This is a genomic window from Citrobacter sp. CK198 (assembly GCF_030333295.1).
In the GTDB taxonomy this organism is placed as follows: domain Bacteria; phylum Pseudomonadota; class Gammaproteobacteria; order Enterobacterales; family Enterobacteriaceae; genus Citrobacter_B; species Citrobacter_B koseri.
On sequence record NZ_JAOWGE010000035.1, the window covers coordinates 325,863 to 348,578 of the forward strand.

The 22,716-nt window shown below is 47.2% G+C and carries 17 protein-coding genes and 2 pseudogenes; 11 read left to right on the forward strand and 8 right to left on the reverse strand.

What is annotated here, in order from left to right; genetic code table 11:
* Positions 1-5: 5 nt before the first annotated feature.
* Positions 6-3,323 (forward strand): DNA methyltransferase, encoded by a 3,318-nt coding sequence (locus tag OGY62_RS19390; RefSeq protein ID WP_286460426.1) that lies wholly within the window; start codon positions 6-8, stop codon positions 3,321-3,323.
* 2 nt (positions 3,324-3,325) lie between these two features.
* Complete coding sequence (locus OGY62_RS19395; protein WP_286460427.1) at positions 3,326-6,703, forward strand: DEAD/DEAH box helicase family protein; 3,378 nt, start codon at positions 3,326-3,328, stop codon at positions 6,701-6,703.
* A 47-nt stretch (positions 6,704-6,750) separates the two neighbouring features.
* Here the strand turns inward: OGY62_RS19395 and OGY62_RS19400 are convergent, their stop codons facing one another.
* The 3 genes from OGY62_RS19400 to OGY62_RS19410 all read right to left on the reverse strand — a co-directional run bounded on the left by OGY62_RS19400 (position 6,751) and on the right by OGY62_RS19410 (position 11,805).
* Positions 6,751-7,053, reverse strand: a complete 303-nt coding sequence (locus OGY62_RS19400) for a hypothetical protein (RefSeq protein ID WP_286460428.1) — start codon at positions 7,051-7,053, stop codon at positions 6,751-6,753.
* 140 nt (positions 7,054-7,193) lie between these two features.
* Positions 7,194-10,709: an AAA domain-containing protein gene (locus OGY62_RS19405; RefSeq protein ID WP_286460429.1), complete on the reverse strand. Its 3,516-nt coding sequence runs from the start codon at positions 10,707-10,709 to the stop codon at positions 7,194-7,196.
* Positions 10,710-11,025: 316 nt separating this feature from the next.
* Positions 11,026-11,805, reverse strand: coding sequence for an HNH endonuclease (locus OGY62_RS19410; RefSeq protein ID WP_286460430.1), 780 nt, complete (start codon positions 11,803-11,805; stop codon positions 11,026-11,028).
* A 160-nt stretch (positions 11,806-11,965) separates the two neighbouring features.
* Between OGY62_RS19410 and OGY62_RS19415 the strand changes: the two genes are divergently transcribed.
* The 5 genes and pseudogenes from OGY62_RS19415 (at position 11,966) to OGY62_RS19435 (ending at position 16,178) form a co-directional block, all read left to right on the forward strand.
* The gene (locus OGY62_RS19415; RefSeq protein ID WP_286460431.1) at positions 11,966-12,856 is read left to right on the forward strand and encodes a hypothetical protein; all 891 of its coding nucleotides are present in this window, start codon (positions 11,966-11,968) and stop codon (positions 12,854-12,856) included.
* Between the two features lie 138 nt (positions 12,857-12,994).
* Positions 12,995-13,189, forward strand: a complete 195-nt coding sequence (locus tag OGY62_RS19420) for a helix-turn-helix transcriptional regulator (RefSeq protein WP_001561320.1) — start codon at positions 12,995-12,997, stop codon at positions 13,187-13,189.
* 79 nt (positions 13,190-13,268) lie between these two features.
* Positions 13,269-13,751: pseudogene (locus OGY62_RS19425) on the forward strand (ParB family protein); the annotation flags it as partial.
* Between the two features lie 51 nt (positions 13,752-13,802).
* A pseudogene (locus tag OGY62_RS19430) lies at positions 13,803-15,209 on the forward strand (conjugal transfer protein TraG N-terminal domain-containing protein); the annotation flags it as partial.
* A 96-nt stretch (positions 15,210-15,305) separates the two neighbouring features.
* Entirely contained in the window at positions 15,306-16,178 is an 873-nt protein-coding gene (locus tag OGY62_RS19435) for a phosphorothioated DNA-binding restriction endonuclease (RefSeq protein ID WP_286460432.1), read from the forward strand.
* Between the two features lie 38 nt (positions 16,179-16,216).
* Here the strand turns inward: OGY62_RS19435 and glgS are convergent, their stop codons facing one another.
* Positions 16,217-16,417 (reverse strand): cell surface composition regulator GlgS, encoded by a 201-nt coding sequence (glgS, locus tag OGY62_RS19440; RefSeq protein WP_020845974.1) that lies wholly within the window; start codon positions 16,415-16,417, stop codon positions 16,217-16,219.
* A 333-nt stretch (positions 16,418-16,750) separates the two neighbouring features.
* On the opposite strand from glgS, the gene OGY62_RS19445 reads away from it, so the two are divergent.
* The 3 genes from OGY62_RS19445 to OGY62_RS19455 all read left to right on the forward strand — a co-directional run bounded on the left by OGY62_RS19445 (position 16,751) and on the right by OGY62_RS19455 (position 18,465).
* Positions 16,751-17,041, forward strand: a complete 291-nt coding sequence (locus tag OGY62_RS19445) for a hypothetical protein (protein WP_020845973.1) — start codon at positions 16,751-16,753, stop codon at positions 17,039-17,041.
* Between the two features lie 64 nt (positions 17,042-17,105).
* Positions 17,106-18,011 carry an ArdC family protein gene (locus tag OGY62_RS19450; RefSeq protein WP_061382772.1) on the forward strand — a complete coding sequence of 302 codons (906 nt, stop codon included), beginning with the start codon at positions 17,106-17,108 and terminating at the stop codon, positions 18,009-18,011.
* 82 nt (positions 18,012-18,093) lie between these two features.
* Positions 18,094-18,465: a hypothetical protein gene (locus tag OGY62_RS19455; protein WP_286460433.1), complete on the forward strand. Its 372-nt coding sequence runs from the start codon at positions 18,094-18,096 to the stop codon at positions 18,463-18,465.
* A 26-nt stretch (positions 18,466-18,491) separates the two neighbouring features.
* Here OGY62_RS19455 and OGY62_RS19460 read toward each other — a convergent pair whose 3' ends face one another.
* Together OGY62_RS19460 and OGY62_RS19465 are read right to left on the reverse strand one after the other, a co-directional pair.
* The gene (locus OGY62_RS19460; RefSeq protein ID WP_286460434.1) at positions 18,492-19,367 is read right to left on the reverse strand and encodes an erythromycin esterase family protein; all 876 of its coding nucleotides are present in this window, start codon (positions 19,365-19,367) and stop codon (positions 18,492-18,494) included.
* Positions 19,354-19,806, reverse strand: coding sequence for a patatin-like phospholipase domain-containing protein (locus OGY62_RS19465; protein ID WP_286460435.1), 453 nt, complete (start codon positions 19,804-19,806; stop codon positions 19,354-19,356). The genes OGY62_RS19460 and OGY62_RS19465 overlap by 14 nt, the downstream gene beginning before the upstream one ends.
* A 190-nt stretch (positions 19,807-19,996) precedes the next feature.
* On the opposite strand from OGY62_RS19465, the gene mobH reads away from it, so the two are divergent.
* Complete coding sequence (gene mobH, locus OGY62_RS19470) at positions 19,997-21,586, forward strand: MobH family relaxase (RefSeq protein ID WP_286460436.1); 1,590 nt, start codon at positions 19,997-19,999, stop codon at positions 21,584-21,586.
* Positions 21,587-21,641: 55 nt separating this feature from the next.
* Here mobH and OGY62_RS19475 read toward each other — a convergent pair whose 3' ends face one another.
* The gene (locus OGY62_RS19475; protein WP_286460437.1) at positions 21,642-22,295 is read right to left on the reverse strand and encodes an HNH endonuclease; all 654 of its coding nucleotides are present in this window, start codon (positions 22,293-22,295) and stop codon (positions 21,642-21,644) included.
* Between the two features lie 111 nt (positions 22,296-22,406).
* Complete coding sequence (locus OGY62_RS19480) at positions 22,407-22,673, reverse strand: hypothetical protein (protein WP_047459329.1); 267 nt, start codon at positions 22,671-22,673, stop codon at positions 22,407-22,409.
* Positions 22,674-22,716: the final 43 nt, after the last annotated feature.

The window sequence follows — 22,716 nt, forward strand, 5'->3', positions numbered from 1 at the left end:
AAATAATGAGTAAATACAACGAATTAGTTAAGAAACTTAAAGAAATTTTTCAGATTGATCGACCAGAGCTGGATTTCGGCATTTACCGTATCATTAATGCTCGTGCAGACGAGATTAACGATTATCTTGATCATAAACTTAAGACTAAGATTCAGTCATCGCTTATGGATGCTAGCAATGCTAATAAAGCAGAGCTAGAACAACAGTTACATCTCGCAATCAAAGCAGCAACAGATGCAGGTTTTGAACCAGCAGAAAGCCCTAAAGTCAAGGAACTTAAAACACAGTTAATGTCTTTGGCAACGGGAGCTAACGAGCATGAAAATACCGTGTTCTCACACCTACTGACCTTCTTTTCACGTTATTACGACAATGGTGATTTTATCAGCAAGCGTCGTTACAAAGGCAATACTTATGCTATACCTTATGCTGGTGAAGAAATCATATTGCACTGGGCAAATAAGGATCAGTACTACATAAAAAGTGGGGAAAATTTTTCCAACTACACTTTTAAATTAACTGATGGCCGAAAGGTTAGTTTTAAATTGCTAGCAGCAGACACAGCAAAAGACAATCGCAAAGATAATAATACGGATCGCCGCTTTAAACTCATAGAACCACACGTCCGAACTATATTAGATAAAGATGGGGAGGAATACGAGCAATCCTATGAGCCAGTTGAAGTCATCAAGTCAACATCTATTGTAGATGGGAAGGTAGTCGAGTCTGCAGAACTGATTATTCATTTCGAATATAAGGCTGTAACGAAAGGAACTAAGCAAGATGATTTAGTTCAATCAGCTATTTCCACTATTCTTGAAAACAAAACTGTTCAGCAACATTGGGCAGAACTTACTAAACGAGCACCAACTGAAAAAAACCCCTCTCGAACAGAATTAGAACGTCATCTTAATACTTATACTCAACGTAATACCGCAGACTATTTCATTCACAAAAATCTTGGTGTATTTTTAAAAAATGAATTAGATTTCTATATTAAAAATGAAGTCATGAATCTCGATAATGTGCAAAATGCTGAAGTGTTTTCAAATATTGAGAAGCAGCTTAGAATGATCCAATGCCTGCGCAACGTTGCAATGGATTTAATCACTTTCTTAGCTCAGCTAGAAAATTTTCAGAAAAAACTTTGGACAAAAAAGAAATTTGTTATTCAATCTGATTATTGTTTGACTTTAGATTTGGTTCCGGCGAAATTTTATAAGTCTATACTCAACAATGAAAAACAAATTAATGAATGGAGGGGAATATATAGTATTCAAAGTGAGAGCGTGAATATTGATTTTCTTCATGAGAATAAATTCCTTGTCATCGACACAAGTAATTTCGACGATGAGTTTAAGTACAATCTACTGAATTCATTGGAAAAAATAGATGATCTATGCAATGGTCTTTTATTGCATACTGATAATTACCATGGCCTAAACTTAATACAGAAAAAATTCGATAATAAAATAAAGTGCGTTTACCTTGATCCTCCTTATAATACTGATGTGAGTGCAATTCCTTACAAAAATAACTATAGACATTCGTCATGGGCCACGATGATGAACGACCGTCTAGCACTTGTCCAAAAAACAATGACACCAGCATCTGCATGCTATGTAAGTATTGATAAGAATGAAAGAGATTCATTAGTAGGTGTAATGAATCAAGTTTTTGGAGAAGGCAATAAGGCTGAAGAGTTAATTTGGATTCAAAATACTAATGATGGTCGAGCTAAAACTTTCTCGACTAATCATGAATATATTGAAGTATATGCCAAAGATATCAAGGCTGCGGAAGAGGACTACTCATTATTTAGAGAGCCTAAACCAGGTTTTGAACAAGTTATGCATCTGATTGCTGAATTGAACCCAGATTTCCCTTCGGTTTGCCATATAGAAAATAAGCTAAAAGAGTTATATAAAAATAATAAAAACTCTTTTAAAAAGAGAGTTGAGGCTGAAGGTTTAGATTATACACAAGAGAAAAGAAATGACCTTTGGAATGGGGTCTACCAATATAAGTTTGCAGAATATCGTGATCAAGAAGGGACCTATGTAGAAGAGGAAAAGGCCCGAGAGAAAAATGCAAAAATATGGGTGTTCCGTGAAAGTGATTGGACAATTATGGAGGCCGACCAAAAGCAATCGGGAACGACCAAGGATCCTAGCCATCCAAATTATCGTTATTATCGTCCTTATCATCCAGTTACAGGTAAGCCTGTCGCTATGCCTTCTCGTGGTTGGAAGGGTACACAGTATATAGACCCAAAATATCCAAAACGTAACTCTTGGGAATCTTTGATGAATGATCATAGATTAGCCTGTGGACCTGATGAAACGAAAGTCCCGCAACAAAAACGCTTTTTACATGAAGTAGAAACTAATGTAGCAAAAAGCATTATTGTTGATTATTCCGATGGTGAAAAAGAAACCACCAACCTTTTTGGCGTAAAAGGAATATTCTTAGCCCCTAAGCACACTAATTTTGTGAGTAAATTTGTTCGCCAAGCGACCAGCCAAGGAAGCTATGTTCTTGATATATTTGGTGGTTCTGGTAGCACAGCTGGCGCTGTAATAGAATGTAACAGGGCAGATAATCTTGATCGTAAATTCATTTTAATGGAGACTAACACCTATATTGATTCGACCATTTTACCGCGCATTAAAAAGACTGTATTCGCTTCAAAGTGGCGTAATGGTAAACCAGAATCAAATGACGGAGTTTCACTTTGTCTTAAATTTCAACGAGTTGAAAGTTATGAAGATACATTAAATAACTTAGAGTTGAAGAAGTCAAAAATCGATCTTTTTGACAACAATCCAGGATTTAAAGAGGACTATCTCCTTAATTATATGCTTGAAGTTGATAGTCGTAATTCTTTACTTTCAACTGACGATTTTAAAAATCCGTTTGATTATATGATGAAAATCGCCGTAGATTCAGCAGGGGCTTATGAAGAGCATAAAATTGATCTTGTTGAAACTTTCAATTATCTGATTGGCTTACATGTTAAATCTATTGAATTCAACATTGATCGTGGCTATGCCAGAATAGAAGGAACATTACCCACAGGAGAACGTACGCTAATCCTGTGGCGCGACTGCGATAAAATCGGTTATAAAGAGTTGAATAAATACGCTAACCGTTTTGATTTATATGCTAAAGAGAAAACGTTTGATGTTATTTATATCAATGGCGATCATAACCTACCAACTGCATTTACAGTCGATGAAGAAGACGGTGAAATCGTCCGTAGTTTGAAAATTCGCCAGATCGAACCTGAGTTCCTAAACTTAATGTTTGCTGAGGAGGTTTAAGAATGGCTAAAAAACCCACGACCGGAAAAGCCGTCAAAAAGCAGACTAACAGCAAACTAAGTTTTCATAAGCAGCTGGTTTTAAATCGCTTTATGTTCCGTTTTTTTAAAGATGGTACACTGCATGGTTTGAAAATCCGTTTAGGTGAAGACCGATTTGAAGGTATTCATGAAGATGGCCAAAGCCTGTTCTTCCATGAATTGAGTAACTACTTATTCGAGGTCGATCTCATCGATCTCGATGAATTACGTCGCTACGATCTTAATATTGTTAAGCACTGGCAACAAATAACAGAGCATCGTAATCTTAAAGAAGATACTGTATTGAATATGAAATATTTTCAATACCTGTCTCTTTTGTTCACTGAGATCTATCTCGATTGGTACTTCAATCGTAAACAAGAATTACTTGATGGTCTTAATAGTGAGCTCAATAAATACAATGCTGAAAATAATGAAACAGCAAAGGATAGAGCTAATCAGTTTAAATCATACATCTTGGATGATTTGAATAAACTGGCATACTGGAATGCTACAGGTTCCGGTAAAACATTGTTATTACATGTAAATATTTTACAGTACCTACATTACTATCAGAATGGTAATACTCATCATTATCCTGATAAAATCATCCTGCTTACGCCAGACGAACGTCTTTCACAACAACACTTGGATGAGTTGTATAATTCTGGCTTTTCCCACATTCAGTTGTTTGATAAGAACAAATCAGCTCCGTTTAAAGGCACCGTTGAAGTTATTGATATCAATAAACTTGCTGATGACATGGGTGATAAAACTGTCGCTGTTGAGGCATTTGAAGGCAACAATCTGGTTCTAATTGATGAAGGTCATAAAGGAACAGGGACTGCTGCTGGTGCCTGGATGCGTCGTCGCGACAAATTAACACGAGACGGTTTTGCATTCGAATACTCGGCTACTTTTGGGCAAGCAGTATCTGGCGGAAACAATGTTGAAGCTGTCGAAGCCGAAATCAAAAAGAAAAAAGCAAAATTACTCTTTGAGACAACTGCATTAGGAAAACTGACTGCTGAGCAGTTAGAAAAATTAGAGCTGACCTCAGAGGAATTACGTGATGCACGTATTCAGGCTACAAGAGAAGTTTATGGTAAATCAATTCTTTTCGACTATTCCTATAAATTCTTCTATGAAGATGGCTATGGAAAAGAGTCTCTAATTCTTAACCTTAACCCCAATGAAGATAAAAAAGATGAGCGTCGCTACGAATACTTCACTGCTTGTTTACTCAGTTTTTACCAGCAACAATATTTATTCAATAGGAATAAAGATAAGTTAGATGAGTTCAACATTGAAAAACCATTGTGGGTCTTTGTTGGCAACACAGTAAGTGGTGAAGATTCGGATATTCACGCAGTACTACGTTTTTTAGCATGGTTTTTAAACAACGAAATACAAGCAAAATCATGGATTAAGGATCTTGTCGAAAACAAAGCCAGAATTCTGGATACTAAAGAACGTAACATCTTTGAAAAGCGTTTCACTGCTTTAATGAATGGACCGGAAGATATCTATTTAGATATCCTTGCTCGACTGTTTAATACCACACATTCAGGTCAGAGATTAAGAGTATTAAATTTGATCGGAAGTAAAGGTGAACTTGCATTACAGGTCGGTGAAGCAGAACCTTTTGGCTTGATCAATATTGGCGATTCACCCTCTCTTTATAAAATGTGCGAGGAAGATACGACGTTCGATTATCAAAGAGACGATTTTGCCAAGTCTCTATTCCATACGTTGAACGATAAAGATTCCCAACTGCATATCTTAATTGGGTCCCGAAAATTTACTGAGGGCTGGAGCAGTTGGCGTGTATCAACTATGGGTCTACTCAATATGGGGCGTGGGGAAGGCTCACAGATTATTCAGCTTTTTGGCCGCGGGGTACGCCTGAAAGGTCGCAACTATTCTTTGAAAAGAAGCACACCTGGAGAACGTCCTAAAGGACTGCATCTGGAGAAATTAGAAACACTAAATATTTTCGGTGTTCGTGCTGACTATATGGCAACATTTAAACAATATCTCGAAGACGAAGGAATAACGCCAAGTGATGAGATCCTTGAGCTGAATTTTGAAACTCGGCCAAATATGCCTAATACAAAGCTTAAAACGCTTAAGCTTAAAGATGGCTACAAGGATAATCAAAAAAATGGCTTCAAACGTGTTTACTTTCCTGAGCTTTATGAGGTTCCTGCTGAACTGCAAGGCAAGATAAAGCATCCACACATCAAACTTGATTTATATCCTAAACTTGAGTCGATTGACACAAGCAGGAAGGGTGACAATACGCCTGTTAATGTCAGAAACGAGGCTAAACTTGATTATAAAGTAATCAGTGCGTTTGATTTTGATCGTCTTTATCTCGCTATTCAGGCCTATAAACTACAGCGTGGATGGTCAAATTTACGTCTGGATAAACAACGGTTGATCGATTTTTGCCTTGGAAAGGCGAATATCGCAAATAATTGGTACACGCTTTCGATTCCGGCATCGGAGCTCGAAATTGAGCAGTATTCCGATATTGCTAAGCAAGAAGATATTATGCTTCGCCTTCTGACTGATTATACCGACCGCTTTTATAATGCATTAAAGAATGCTTATGAAGGGCAATTTTATGAAATAACTCAAGTCAATGAAGACGACCCATGCATGATCAAAATGTATCACTTTGAAATTGAAGAGTCTGATGACGGTCTGGATTATACAGAGCGACTTGAACAACTACAGCAGATCGTCGCTCAAGGTGAAATTGGTAAAGCTAAATCTTGGAATGCTCCCGGTATGATTGCTGTAACCTTCGACAAGCATCTATATTATCCTCTTCTCTCTATTGAGAAAAATGCTGATTTACCGTTAAAAATGCGTCCAACAGCATTTGATGCACCGAGCGAAATTACCTTCATTAAGGATTTACAAGGATTCATTGAAACACCAAAAGGTCAAAAAACCATCGGCAATAGGAGCTTATACTTGTTGCGCAATGCTGATTCCAAAGCCAAAGGCTTAGGTTTCGCTACTGCGGGTAACTTCTATCCTGACTTTTTATTGTGGCTAGTTGATGATGAAAGTGGGAAGCAATGGTTAAGCCTGATTGATCCAAAAGGTATTCGAAATCTGAATCTTGACGATGCTAAATTTGGCTTATACAAGGAAATAAAAGAGCTTGAGAAGAAATTATCTGATGATAAATTAAGCCTAAGTGCGTTTATTGTTTCTGAAACTCGTTTCGTTGATTTAATAAATGTATCCGAACCTAAAGATAAAATTGAAGAACGTAACGTACTCTTTCTAGAGGATACTGGTTCTATTTATCTGGAGAAGCTTTTCAAAAAGATGGTTGCTTAACAACCATTCTTCTTGCCCCATTTCTTATTTAAGATATGGGGCAAGCATCACAACCAATGTGCAGGAACTTCTAAATAGAAAGCTCGTGATACATGATTCAGTGTGTTCATTATTTCAGCATGCCTGGATTGATCTATAGGCTGACCAGCCTTTCGCAGCTCAAGTAGTTTTTGCAACTCCGGGAGAGAGAACATTTCTAATTTATAAAAATTACTCCACGTTGCTTGACCAAAAAGATTATAAATAGTTTCCGTACTATCTCTTTCACTAGCAAGCCTTTTCTCACCCGAGATTTTTGTTAATGCATCCTCTGCTTCATCTTTATCTTCGTAAGTGTTTAGCAATTTCATTATAATACTCATATTTATAATAACAGTCCGCAGAATATACCATAATTCAATATATTCTTTCAAGATTGAATATATTACAACAACGAAAATCAGTATAAAAATAGCCATCCGAAAAAAGATGGCTTAATAAAAGAAATTGTCTAAACCTGACGCCTCTCAAGGCTATTGTAAATTGCCTCAATCTCGCCCTTCAGATTATCACCGCAATAAACCATCGATGTATCGTATCGTTCATATCGCACTTCACGTGTCGCACTAAACCAGTTGAACGATCCCACGCACAGCAAACCATCATCACCAATAACAATTTTGCTATGAACACGATTGACCAGTTTTGTCGCAATACCAAGGGCATTCAGTTTATCCAGCGCCGCTTTAAGATTCTGCTGCTTCTCTTTTCGCTTCTCAAAATCATTATGTTCAGTGTTGTAGCTTCTGTCAGTGACTACCGTGACATTAATACCACGTGAACACGCCGCAATCATGGAATCAAGAAAACCGGTTTGCTCGAGTTTTTGCCAGGTTAGCCACGGAGAAACTATCGTGATGTGTTTACCGGTATTTTCAAACGTCTGATTCAGGAAATTATCATGCTGCTCCACACCATGGAGTGTGTAGATTTTGGTCTCGGAAGTTTTTAAATCCTTACGCTCTTTATAATCAAAAGTGAGCGCATTCTTATCTGACTCAAAGAGATATTTTGTCAGTAATCCCCGTGGAGATGAGGCTGGCTGAATCTCAAACAGGTCCATATCGCCGAAGACCAGGAAACTGTCCTTCGCACGGGAAACAGCAACGTTCAGCATGCTGTTATCGCTATCAATAAACCCGCCATCCTCATGCTTTGAATAGACTGGCGAGAATATAACAATCGCTCTTTCCGCCCCCTGAAGAGAATGCACGGTGCCCACCGTGAGCGACGTTTCATTCGCGCCTGAACTGATGCCTTGTTTACCCAGCGCCTGTTTGATGGTCGATACCTGAGCGCTAAAAGGCGTCACGATACCGACAACCTCATGAAGCGATTTGCCGTAATGCGCTTCGATATCTTGCTGGTTATCTGTCAGCCAGGCTGCTATCGTTTCAGCCTCAAGCAAATTATATCGACTTCCGCTACTTGCCAGCTCTCCTTTACCATCAATATGGAGATAACCCATGGCGGGCATTAAATTGCTCTCTTCACACCCTCTTTTGGGCAACAACTTACCGTGATAGCAGAGCGTATTGCAGTATCCAATAATATTATCGAAGCACCGGCGGTGTTCATATAAGTACATGCCACGAGCCAGTTCGGTATCATATTGATAGCGCGAAGCACACTGCGCTATTTTCATAACGCTGCCAGATGCAGCGCTTTTACCAAGCTCTGCGATTGCCGTATATTTCTCAGTAATCTCTTCTTGCGTACTGCCTGACAGAATTTTTTCCGCCAGCATGTTACCTATATCAATAGCGGGAGCAATACTCCATATTGGCGGGATCTGTTCCGTATCACCAATCACTAATGCCTTTTTAGCTAAGGCAAACGAGGCAGCAGCCACTTCAGGAAGCACCTGCCCGGCTTCATCGACAATGAGTAAATCGGCAAAATCATATAAATAACTTTTCTCGAATTTACGCTGACCTTTGTGTTCGCTTATCTGCATATTGCCGGGCAGCATATAGCAGGTCATGACCACGCATGGGGTAAGTTTCATTCGGCGTTGCCAGCGAGCTGTTACCCCTTTAGCACCTTTCTTGCCCTTTTCTTTTTGCAGATCATCAATGCTGGCCATATCCATCAACCACCGACCTTCCCAGTAGTGGGTCGTCAATAAGAATGCAGGGAAGCGAATCTGCGTATCAGCCAGTTCATCTGCCTGTGAGAAACTCAGCTCCTCGTTGCCCTCATGCCCTAAATCAAGTGCCAGCCTCTGCCATTCCTGAGCTACCTGCTGTTCTTTAAGAACAATTTCATGGGTGGAGTCAATCTGCTGCCGGTAGGTTGTTTGCTCGCGCTCAGCGGAGTTGAGCAGTCCATCTATATTACGTTCGATGGTTTCAGGATCAGACCACTGATTTCCCGCAATCAGCGCACCTAATTTATCTTCGAGAAACAGTTGTATTTGGTACTGCCGCTTACTGCGAACCGCTGGTAGCCATGAAAATAATGAATAGATCAGTGATTCACTGGCCCGATATTTTTTCCATTCCGCTTTAGCACTCTTCAGTAGAGTGACTTTTTGTTCTTGCCCGGAAAGTAATTTATTTAAATTATCGAGATATTGCTCAATGTCGTTAGCAATAAGCTCTCGCGCCGCCCGAACCAGGCTTAACGTTTGCCATGTTGCGTTCAGCCTTACCAGTTGTTCGGATTTTGCTGCCAACTGACCATGCAGGAGTTCAATTACCTTTTCAGGGGATGAACAATCTTTTTCAGGGAAGGCTGCTTTAGCTTTCTCGAGATAAAACAGCAGTGCATCCTCTGCATACTCTTTTGACTCAATCTGGTTGAAGAAATCTTCAGTTTGGTATTTTTTGGCTGCCTCGGCTTTACGAGTGCTTGAGGGGAAATAAGCGCCGAAGCTTTTCAGCTCTGGCAACCATCGTCCGGCCATTGCACCAGTGCCCTGGGAAAAATCTTTCCCGAACGCCTCGATAATGTTCGTTACAGCCTGGTTATTCGTTGAAGTCGCGATAATAACCGGAGGCTCCGCTTTTTCGAGAGCCGCTCTGGCCCACTGTGTGGCGATGATAGAAAGCACCAGCGTGGTTTTCCCGGTTCCCGGAGGGCCGTTAACGGCAAGGATATCGCCATGCCTGGCATCCAGAAAATGGCTTAAGGCATCGCGCTGAGCCTTTGCCAGCGGGAACTTATCTCCGGAGTGTCCAAGCCTGTCGCTGAATTTTGCTCCCGGAGCAAGTAAAGACTCTGCAGCATGAACCTCCCGCGAGGCGAAACGATTGAAAAGCGGCACATCCTTTTTGCAAACAAGCAGGTGGTCATAAAGCGAAAGGATATGGAAACTGGCACCGCCAGATTGCGCCGTTTTAACAATATAACCGTGCTCAGCGAGTTCATATTGCTCGGGATTTTTAATCCAGTCGCCGACAACGTTCTTCAGTAGCCTTTCTGAATCATCCAGATATTGACGCCAATCCTGCTGCCAGGCTGCATATCGTGCTTCTCGTTCTTCATCCGTTTCGGCAGTGTTATCAACGCTGTCATCAAAGTTGATAGAGAATGACGTATGTGTCGTTTTGTGTTTGTCGTACTGCTCAATCTCACCAATCGAAAATGCCCCTTTTGGCAAAGGTTCAAGCAGGTCTCTGGGAATGGAGGTCGCTGGCGTCGGATATAAAAAACCTTCACGGCTCAACAGGGCTGGCGTCACTATCGGGGTAACAATATCAGGTGCACCAGCGGAACGGTCCTTTCCATGCTGCAGTAACCGGAAATAAACCTTTGGCCGCAAGATGACATCGACTGTTTCAACGTCGTCTTTTTCTCCCTCAAAAAATTCATCGACGATCGCTTCGTCAAGACGTCCCGACGCTATCCCATGCCAGTGAGTGAAATTTTTGGCGTCTTTGCGTTCAAAACTGCCCTTTCCTGACTCAGCATCTGCAAGCGAGTTGCGCCAGTATGAGGCAAACCCTAAAGCATTTTCATCCATTACCAGTCCTATGACTCAATGAAATCCATTGATTTATCGAATATAAAATCACCGTATGGATAACTATTGTCCACGTTGAAAGGCTGGCTGCAATGTTTTGTTCACGCTTCGATACAAATACTCGGGTTATACGGAGTTCAGGAGGCAACCATATCCTGCTGCATGGCACATAAAAGCTTTATAACCGAAGCAGCAGAGGGTTACCGGCTGCACAGCACGCTCCAGAAGCCAGTGAGCCCTACTGGACAGCATTCAATGCAATATTGGAACCTGTAAGTTCAGAAAATAGCGCTGTCGAAGATAGTTTATAGCTTAACTATCTCAGTAAATTCTCCCGATGCCATTCCAGATAACAATACGATTCAACAGAAAACGTCTTTATTTTCTCTGGCAATAAAAATTGCTCTTTAACACTCATATCCAGCTCATTACTAATTAATAAACGCCCATCGTTCTCAAACGAAATCCATCCCTGATCGAATAAAATATCAATATGTGCGGCCAGTATAATTCCATTAAAAGGATCAAGGCGTTCACTCCCATTCTCGCAGGCAGCCCACGGCTTTATATGGCTGGCACGCAGTAACGGCGCAAAAGTCGTTCCCGTAACAGGGCATGCCGGATACAGCATGAGACAATTTTTCCGAAAGGTACCCTGCCCCAGCCGTGCAGCAATCAGCTGCTCGCGTACGGTATCTTCAATACTTTTATCCTGCTGAATAATAAGACAGTCACGTTGAGCCTTTTCATCTCCATCAGAAGATATTAACGAAAGAACGTGCTGCTCAATTGCACTATCAGAAAGCACACTCAATCGCTGATGAACACGCTGCGCTGAATGAGAAAGCGCAGCAGGAGCGCCCTGCTCGTCACGCCAGCCAACACGCACATCACTAAGCCAGGAATCAAAACGGTCACGACTATTTTTCAGACTATTGTGAAACTCGCTGGCGGTTTTACCCGCTCCAAAGCGAGGATAAAACAAGGCAAAAGCCTCTTTCCATTTCTGAACACCCAGTCCCACGGGTGGTTGAGATTTACCGTACTTCGACAAATACCACGCCACTTCAAGCAAATCGTCTTCCGAGCTATTCAATGTTACATCCTGTTTTTCCAGCGTAATTCATCACCAGATTATGTCTGAAAAGATCGTTAACTAAACTGATCAGGTTAGTTGTTTTAGCAAAAACATCGCACACCGGTTTTCACCATCAACAAGCACTACACGCAACCAACAACACAAAAAGGAAAACCCCATGTCCCCACACAAAATCCGCCAGGAGTGGCTGACGCTGGACGAGGCCGCAGAAGTCATCCGGCAGCACAACATCACGTTGCTGCCCGCCGACCTGATCCGCCATGCCCTGCATGGCGATCTGCCACTCTCGGTCTACTTCCCCTCGCCCGTACTTCTCAGACCACTCAATCCTCCTTGCCGCTTTGCCTGCCGATTCAGCAAGCCGCCCTTTCCACCTTCGCAATGCAACAAACCCGGCAACCGTAAAGTGATGGCAAACTCTCCGCCGTGCAGACGCGACCCTACTCTGCAACTGACCACCAGCCATCTGTGGAATTTGCCGTTGATCGGCCTTGAGCGCCTGCTGCTCCACCAGCAACTGGCGAAAACGTTGAATCGCCCTTGCCCCAATGATACCCATTGCTGCAACCAGATTGGCATCGTGGTCTGCGATGAAAACGACAGCTACTACCAACTCTGTTGCCGCAAATCGTTGCGGGAGCTTTTACTGGAACTACTCGCCACGCAAAACAACCTCCAGGAAGAGCTGCATCTGCTGATTGGCCAGCTGTATGGCAATGGTCGCAATGACCTTAAATCCCGGCTCAGTCTGTCCGTCTGCTACCTTCAGGACACGCTGCCTCCTGACGCTCTGTTCGTCATCCGTCGCACTCATCTCGAAGCCTTCCTGACCCGTCATCAGCCAGAATCAAAGGAACGAATCACCACAGCACTATCCCGTTTGCTGTGGCTGGCCTGCAAGCACAACCCACAGCTGGACGATGAAATGCTGGAGCATCCCTACAAACTGCTGAACATTTTCGAATGCTGGGCGCGCGAGGAAGGTATGCACCTGCCGCTGAGCCCCGAGACGCTGAAAACCGCCCTCCAGCGCGGCGCACCGCCGTAACGCGATCAACTAACCATTTCAACTAACAACTCTCACTAACCCAGATAAGGATTTTTACTGCGTGGCAGGGACGCTGCTGCTTTGATAACCACGCCCATCGTGCTGATGTGAACGAATCTGGACACAGGAGGAATGGTTATGAATAGCGACAGATTTTTACGCTTACGCCAGGTGGAAGACAAAATCGGCTTCGGTAAATCGTGGATTTACCGGCAAATACAGCTGCAACAGTTTCCGCCATCCATCCGACTCAACAGCCGCCACGTCGCCTGGCTGGAAAGCGAGGTGGATGCCTGGATCCACCAGCGCATCCGGCTTACCCGCGATGTCTGAATGCCGGAGGAAGATTATGTGCGCTTCACACCTGCTCAACCGCTGGCTTCACGGTGCCAGCAATACCGGAGAACAGGAGATGGTCCAGGTCAGTCTGGAGCAAATCCAGCCGTTCTCTCTCAATCCCCGCGTCACCCGCAACCCCGGCTATGACATACTGAAAGCGTCAATTCTCGCCCGTGGGCTGGATAACCCGCCGGTGTTGACCCGCCGTCCTGGTGATGAAAAATATATGCTCGCCAGCGGTGGGAACACGCGCCTCGCCATCCTCAATGAACTGTGGCGGGAGACGCAGGATGAGCGTTACCACCGCGTCTGCTGGCCGTTCAGACCGTGGCCGGAAACGCTGTCACCGCAGCAAGGCGAAGTCCAGTGCCTGATCGGCCATCTGGCCGAAAGCGACCTGCATAACGGATTGATGTTTATCGAACGCGCGGAAAGGATCCTGCACCTGCGCGATCTTTACCAAGAGGCAGGCATTGAATGCTCGACGCAGCTGGCGCTGGCAGAGCAACTCACCCGCGACGGCAATCCCGTCAGCCAGTCGCAAATCAGCCGGATGCTACAGACCGTAGACTGGCTGCTGCCCTGCATCCCCAAAGCGCTGTACGGTGCCCTGCCCCTGCTGGCAAAACTGGTTGCCCTGTGGCTAAAAGCGCGCGGCCAGGGGGCGGATGAAGGCAACGTCGCCCGCCTGCTGGTCGTCTGGGTGGAGCACTCGCTCTACAGCGCCCTGCTGGTGATCTTCTTTGCGGGCGTGCCGTTTCTGAATGTCGATATCAATACCCTCACCTACGACAGCCAGCGCACAAAGCAGTGCGGCTGGTCGGTGGTACAGCCCGGCGATTCCGGCTACGCGCCACTGATCAATGAACTCAGCGGCCAGAGCGCTTCCGTGCCGGTGTGGTGGTACTTCACTCATGCGCTGGGCAAAGGTATCACCAGTGCCGCCGTCGCGGTACTGCCCTGCAAGCCGGACTTGCGCCAGTTGCGCTTTGAGGTGCAGCACACCCGGATTACCGATCCGGCGCTGGCGCAGGAATTACAGGATTTCGTTAACGACTGCTACGGGCCATCACGCGCACAGCTGAAACGGCTGGGCAGCGATATTAGCGAGGAACAGAGCCGGGAGGTGGACTGGGTGGGATCGTCTTTTTACCTCTCCACGCCGGGCTATTACGACCACGATCATTCCCGTTCGCCCCGCGCCGCCTGGCCTTATGACGCCAGCCGCGACGACGGCCTGAGCGATACGGGTGGCGGAGGCTATCCTGCGTGTAAGGAGTGGTGGTCCGATGGCGATGCGGGGCTGAAAAACCGCCTGCTGAAGCAGGTCGATACCACTCTCTGGCAGCAACTACAAAAACTGGGGCAGTCTAAAGAGGAGTATGAGGAAGCGGTACTGCGCTCGCTGGTGAGTCCGCGCAATATGCAGGTATCGCAGGGCGGGCTGGTGTACAACGGGTTTGGTGGGAGTGCGGGGGATAATCTCAGCCAGACGCAGTTGCTGAGTCGTGTGGGCGGGATCATCGGCGCGGGGCTTTCGAGTTACGCTCTTTTTCCGGCATTTGATAACGTCCGCCAGGCGCTGCCGATGGTGCAAGCGTTCCTCGAAATGGCGCTGGTGATTTGTATTCCGGTGATCCTGTTGTTCTCAGCATGGGATCTTAAAACGGTCATCACGCTGAGCTTTGTGCAGTTCGCCCTGTTCTTCCTCACCTTCTGGTGGGAACTGGCGCGCTGGCTGGATAACTGGCTGATGCAGATGATGTACGACAGCGACACCCACTCGTACTTCAACCTCTGGGGCCTGCAAAACACCTCCGACGATCTGATTGTGAATATTATTATGGGCGTGATGTTCCTGGTGTTACCCGCATTCTGGCTGGGTGCGCTGACGTGGGCAGGCGTAAGGGTCGGCGCAGCAGTCGCTGGGGTGATGGGCAGCGCGGTCGGCGATATCCGCAGCGCTGGTGAACAGGTCGGGAAAATGATCGTCAGTAAAACACGCATTCCCTGAAGATTTCGTACTGACGGTGTGATGAACGGGGCTTGAGTCACCGGCATTTTGCGAGCATGATCGCAATAACATCAGCCTGTTACCCGGTTCATTCTTATGATTTCTCCAGAAATGCTGCAATCCGCCATCTCTAACGTCTCTGTCTGGCGTCAGGGCGACGTATGCGCGCCGCATAAACCGCTGCTGCTGTTGTATGTACTGTCGCAGTACAAAGCAGGTCATTCGCGCCTGTTTAACTACGGCCTGGAGATCCACGAACCGCTTACTCGCCTGCTGAAAGAGTTTGGCCCCAAGCGACGCACCGACTATCCCAATATGCCGTTCTGGCGGCTGCGAACCGACGGATTCTGGGAGATCGCTCACGCAGAAGGTTGCAAACCGCGCAAGGGCAATACTCAGCCGACAAAGAAAGAACTGATTGATAACCAGGTGGCGGGCGGCTTCGATGAGGCGGCTTACCAACAATTGCTGGCCCGCCCTGAGATGATCGACCAGTTGGCCCAGAAGATCCTCACCGATCGCTTCCCGGAAAGTATTCAGCGGATCCTTGCCAACCAACTGGGATTCGATTTTATCGATCGCTCCAGAAACCGCGATCCGCGTTTCAGGGATATCGTTCTTCGCGCTTACCACTCACGGTGCGCGTTCTGTGGTTACGATCTCAGACTCGATGGCGCGCTGGTTGGTATTGAAGCGGCGCATATTCACTGGAAAGCATATGGCGGTCCGTGCGTGGTGAACAATGGACTGGCGCTCTGCACGTTGCACCACGATGCGTTTGATATGGGAGCATTCGGGCTGGATGAGAGTATGACCATCCGCATCTCCGGCGGCGTCAGTCGTAGTCCGGTGGTAGACCATCTGTTCTGGCACCGGGACGGCCAGCAGTTATTCCTTCCTTATGACAAAACGCAGTGGCCTGCTGAACAGTATGTTGGCTGGCACCGAAAACAGATTTTCAAAGCCTGAAAATACGCAACGGGCCGTTAGGCCCGTTGTTCGTTATATCACCGCAGTTCTATCACTCGCGCCCGCTCAGCCTGCTTTCGGTAGTGGTCGTATCGCTCCCGGAACCATGCTTGCTGTTCATCACTCATATTGCCGGTCACGGCATCAATATCCACTGGCTGGCCCAGGGCGTGCATACGGGCAAAACTGCGTGCCAGAAAATCAAAATTCTTTAATGCGTTTATATCTTGTTGGTTCATTAGCATATCTCTCCAGTCATTGTGTTTACTGTTCAAGGTCATATGCTTTTCTGATTTCAGTATCCGCCTGAAAAAGATCATTTTTTGAGCGATGCGTGCGCATCAATCTGCCTGTGTTCACATTTCAGGAACGACAAAACTCTTCAGCCCCGGTAATGATTTTCCCCTCCCTTTTATCATCCGCGCAGAAAACACTACCGCCAGCCATGCAGTAAGTTCGCCATGTATCCGGAAGGCGCGAACGGCGCAGATGCGCAGGATACCCGTACCATTCCATCCCGCAGGGAAACGCCCTGCGAAGGGTGTTCCCTGTTCATTTACAGGAGAAACACCATGTCGCTTTTCGATAAAAAACCGTCGTTAATGCCGGTGGTTATCGCCCCTGATGTCTGGCAATCCGCTGTGGAATTTCCCGCCGACCCGCAGCAGGTGGAAGAACGGCTGGGCAATCTGTTGCTCGCCGTACTGCTGACCCTGCGCACCGCCGGGGCATCCCGCAAGAAAGTCACCTTTACGATCTACTGCCAGCCACCGCAGGGCGATATGAAAGTCCCTGTCGCATTACCGCTATCACTGAACTATCACGACCACTATGTGCAGGTCTCGATAGCTGAACAGGCATAACCTCTCCCCGCCGGAGTCGCTTCCGGATGGAGGCAGCTCCGGCTTCTTCCATGAGGATCGCACAATGGACAGAAGCAACGATATCTACCAGAAAGTCACCGACCAGATTATTGCTGAGCTGGAAAACGGCAATGTGCCGTGGATCCGCCCGTGGCGCGATGGCGAGCCGCCGTTCCCGATCAATGCGTTATCCGGTCGACCGTATCACGGCATTAACGTGCCGCTGCTGTGGAACAGCGCCGACAAGCAGAGCTTCGCCAGCGACCGCTGGCTGACGTTCCATCAGGTCAGCGCGCTCAGCGGGCAAGTGCGCCGGGGGGAGAAATCCTCTCTGGCGGTGTTGTATCTGCCGCGCACACAGGAAGAGACCGATGCACTCGGCCAGCCGTTGCTGGATAAAGACGGCGAGCCGAAGGTGCGGCATTTCGGGATTATTCGTGAATTTCGGCTGTTTAACCTGTCCCAGTGTGACGGCCTGCCGCAGTCGCTGTCCGAGCCGTTTATCCGGCCCGCAGAGCCTGTAGAGATGGCCGAAACCATTGCGAAGAATAGCGGCGTGACGCTGCGCCATCGCCGCCAGTCGAAAGCGTATTACAAACCCGCGACCGACCTGGTGATGATGCCGCACCCGCAACAGTTTGAAAGCAGCGAGGCGTACTACGCCACGCTGCTGCATGAACTGACGCACGCTACCGGACACACTTCACGCCTGAACCGCCCCGGTATTGCCGGAGCAGAACGCACCGAAGCACTCTACGCCGCTGAAGAGTTAGTGGCGGAGATGGGGAGCGCCTTCCTGTGTGCCCATTGCGGCATTCAGGGCAGGCTCCAGCACGCCAGCTATATCGGCTACTGGCTGGATATTCTGCGCCAGGACAAGCGGGCAGTGATCCGCGCCAGCGGTATGGCGCGCCACGCCAGTGAATGGCTGCTCAACGCGGTACCACAACCCTGTCAGCTTAGCGCCTGACAGCCCACCCGCACGGGGAGTCTTCCCCGTCGGGGAGTCTTCCCCGTCGGGGAGTTGCTCCCCTTTTTTTCTGGAGTGATATATGGGACTCGATCTCTTCTTTTTCGAACGGGCAAAAAACGCGCCCGATGAAAGCCAGTACGCCAGAGTGGGTTATTTCCGCAAGGTGAACCCGTTACTCAAATGGGTGGATAAACACGTTGGGCTGGTGCGTAACCAGGTGCTGTTAGAAGTCACAAAAGCACACTTGCAGGCGCTTTTGAGTGACCTGCTGAGCCTGACGCCGGATAACTGCGGCGCGGTTTATCCCACGATTGATGGCTTTTTCTATGGTTATACCGATTATGGAGAACACTACTGGAAAGATGTCCGCGCCGTCACCCATTGGGTGAAAGAGACGCTGGAGACGTTTGATTTTGAGCGAGACAGGCTGATGTTTTATGCCTGGTGGTAATTTTAAAGTGGCCGACAAAACGTCGGTCACTTTTTTATAAACTCAGGAGGAGTTACCCGACCATACAGCACCACATACTCATATTGCCGCCTGATATCAATGGCTTCCCGCTCAAACGCATGATGGTAAGCCACTTTCATCTGAACCAACTTTTCGCATTTAAACAGTCGCCAGCCGCTACTTTGCTGATCAATTAGCGTTTCAATAGACTGCGGATCGTTAATTTCGAAATCGAAGGCTGTTAGATCGTTATGGCATGCCCTGCCAGCACGGGCAAACTGCGCAATACTGTACATCTGGCCTGCAAAATCCTTATCAAGGTGCTCCCGTGCAGACATCAGCCTCAGTTCTGACCGCTCACTTCGGCCATCACGTTTAATATGCATATTATGCAGGAAAACCAGTAGCTGTGAGGAAGGATTGTGACAGGCTATATCACTGATATTTTGCGCCATTTTTGCCGACCGCCACGATAACCAATTATCAGACTCACGCGCCGTAATGTAGTGGTGGATAAACGACGATCTGTCGGCTTTCCAGTCCTGTGGAAAATCAGCATCACTACGGCGGGGAATAACATCAATGCCCAAGCAGGGAAAACCCTGTTTCTGAGCCAGCGCAATCAATTCTCTTGTCTGGAACGTCTGCATAATGCGGGGAAAATTATCAAGAAATTGATCCTCAGTATCCCCGCGTAACTGCGATAGCTTCATTCCCGGCGCATCCGCTTCGAACAACACTATCCAGTTTCGCCCATTAATGTGTTTTATAAATTCTTTTTTAAACTGACTGAATTCTGCAATGCCGTGTATTGATTCACCGATAAAGACAATCCGGCTCGCCAGAATTGTATCCAGCGATGGAGTAAAGAACGCATATCGCTCTTGTTTATTCTGCTCCATGGCGGCTCCATCCGGATCCAGCTTCCGCCGCCTGAATTACATTGGCCGGATAGCGCGATAGCATCTCCTGCGGCATCTTGCCTGCCAATAAATCATTTGAAGTAGCAAACCACTCGGCGATGCCCCATGGCGTTTTCACCTTTGTCAGAATATCCAGAATCGATTTCATCACCGGTAATGGCCGCAGGTTTTTATCTAACGCATAACCAGGAAATACCTCCCCTACACCATTTTTATGTACCGAGAAAATACAGTGCTCGCATTTCCAATTAGCAAACTGTTCAGGAGTGAAATCCGTCAACAGGGATATTTCATCTGCTGTCAGCCAGCCCTGTGCAACCAATTGCCCTCTGGCCTGCGCCAGTGCTTTTTCATCAATCAAAGTGCACAAATTACCTGCTATTTTTCCATTCAACGCTGTGTGGTTCACTCGCACCATAACATTGGCCTCACCGATTGCATTATTTCAGCCACCAGTACCATATTGAACAAAATTTGTCCGTTGAGATAAGCACAACATTTAACTGTTCCTAGCTGACAAAAAAACCTGATGCACGCTAAAGGCCCAAAGGGAGACACTGCAAAGGAAGGGCGACAAGGGCAAAGGGGCCTGCCCGAAAAGGAGAAATATGCTGAAGTGGCTACAAAGACCATCCCGGAGCCAGCCACCTGCACCAGACGCTACGCTGCCGGAGGGTTGGTTTGCGCCACAATCCGCAGAGCGATTGCTGGCGACACCGTTACGCCAGTCCTGTTTGCAGCAGTTACGGCAACTGACCCCGCTGCCGGATACCCTGTTTGATAGCTGGATCCTCACGGCGATTCATCGCTTCGCCGCGTTGGTACAACTGCTGCCCGCCTCACAAAGTCATCACCATTCCACTCCCGGCGGGTTGCTGGATCATTCGCTGGAAGTTGCCTGCAACGCCATCCGGCTGCGCCAAGGTTATCTGCTGCCACCGGAAGCGGGTGCAGAAGAACAGGCCCGGCAGGCCAGCGCATGGACGGTCACGGTGGTCTGCGCGGCATTACTGCACGATACGGGAAAAATCGCCGTGGATATGGAGATTCATCAACGTGATGGCACCCGCTGGCATCCGTGGCAGGGTAATCTGGCACAGCCTTATCGCTGGCAGTACCAGAGCCACGGTCGCGACTATCATCTGCATCCGGCGGCTAGCGCAATGCTGATTAATCAGTTGATACCCTCGCCATTACTGGACTGGCTGGCCGGATATCCCACGGTTTTTGCGTCCCTGATTTATCAGATCACCGGACACTACGAACGCGCTGGCGCGCTGGCGGAACTGGTACAGCAGGCCGATAAAGCCTCTGTCGCCCGATACCTCGGCGGCGATATCAAAACTGCGCTGGCACAAAAGCCCTCTTCCTTTCCCCAGCAGCTTCTTACAGCCTTACGGTCGCTGGTGCAGAACGATTATCGACTGAATAATCCCGAATGCGGATCCGATGGCTGGCTGACGGAGGATGCGCTGTGGCTTATCAGCAAAACCACCGCCGACCGGGTTCGCGCCTGGCTGCTCCAGCATGGCGTATCTAGCGTGCCGGAAAACAATAACCGCCTGTTTGACGAACTGCTGACGCATCAGCTTATTGTTGCCAATGAGGATAAAGCGATCTGGCGCTGCATTATTCGATCGGATAAGGGTTGGTCGCCCGTTGAACCGCTGACGCTGCTGCGCCTAACAACGTCTGCAATATGGGAGCCAGGCGAACAACGTCCCGCCTGTTTTGCCGGTAATGTGACGCCGGTAAGCGAAGCTGAACCCGTCCCTGAACTTAGCGCCCCCACTCAACCGCTGCCGGAAATAGCAGACGACCCGAGGCTTGGTGACAATAACAACTTCCTGCAGTGGCTGAAGAACCACACCAGCCCTTCAGGCACGGTGAATACCCGGAACGGCAAGATACATGTGGTGGAAAACCATCTTTTCTTGATTTCACCGGGGATCTTTAAGATATACGCATCAGAAACCACTGGAGACACCGGCGACGGCTGGAAGCTGGCACAGCGAATGTTTCAGGAGTCAGGGCTGGCCCTGCGCTGTAATGATGACAGTTTTATCTGGACCTGCGAGGTTCGCGCGCCACAAAAGAAAAGTAGTCAGTTGAAAGGGTTTCTGATGGAAGATCCGGGGCTGGTGTTTGGGGAGAAAGTGCCGGCGAATAATCCGTGGCTGAAGTTGCTGCGCGAATAGCAATTTATATCAAAATACTCTCTTCCACCGAGCTACAGCGAATGGGCTTTAATACCTAAAGAGCCGCATGATATTCAATAATTGATTTCAATTCTTCAGGCGAAAAAGGCGGATTACGCCGATGCAACATGGCGTGGCAATTAGGGCAGACGGGAATAAGATCTTTTTTGGGATCCAGAGAGTAATTATCTTTGATGTCTGATAGCGGAATCAGGTGGTGTATATGGATAAAACCTTTTGCTATCTCACCATACACCCTCATCATATCAATGCCGCATACTTTGCACAGGCAACCATGCCAGGCTAATGCGGCCTGCCGGGCCTTACGGTCGCGTTCATAGCGGTTAACCGTTACCTGCGTAGCGGCACCTTCAGTAAATACGCTCTGCGGTGGCAGTTCATCAGGAAAAATACTGATGGCAGGCTGCTCGTTACCCAAATTTTTCTCAACGATCTGAAACCCTTGATCGGTAAGCAACTTGACGCATTTCGACTTGATACCACCACTAAAATCTTCAGGGGAAAACTCAACGCCTGTCATATTTGAAGCAGCAATACCGACTATAGCTTTCGGTGGATAACTGCGCCCTTCAAAGACCACATCATACAGCCGGGACTCGCTGAACTGGTGGCGTACACCTTCATCATAGGCGCGCATAGCCGCAATAATGCATTCCCTGGTAAGCTGGTCTGGCAGTTTCTTCTTCATTTACAACTCATCATCCCTGAAACGACATATGCTAACTCTTTATTTTATAGCATATTAATTTATCCGGTGATAAACAGCACTCTTCAATTTCGCGTTACCGGGATACGGACATCAGTGCAGCGGCAGCGTAACGTAGCGGCAGAGAAACCGCGCTTCATGCTGATTGTCCAGCCGTACCTGAAAGATATCGTGTGTATCCTGCACGGATGCATCCTCACGCCATGCCAGCAGGCCCTGTTGGTTCATGCGGGTAATAATTTGATCGGGCGTTTCGCCCTGATTCAATGCTTCGACTACCTGTTGCAGGGGAAGCGGTAGCGTCTGAGCAGGCCACATCACTTCAACGCTTACGAGCTGGCGGTGTGTCCGGGATGACATCGGTAGTATCCTCCATGGCTAGAATTTCGCGGTTAATTAGCCA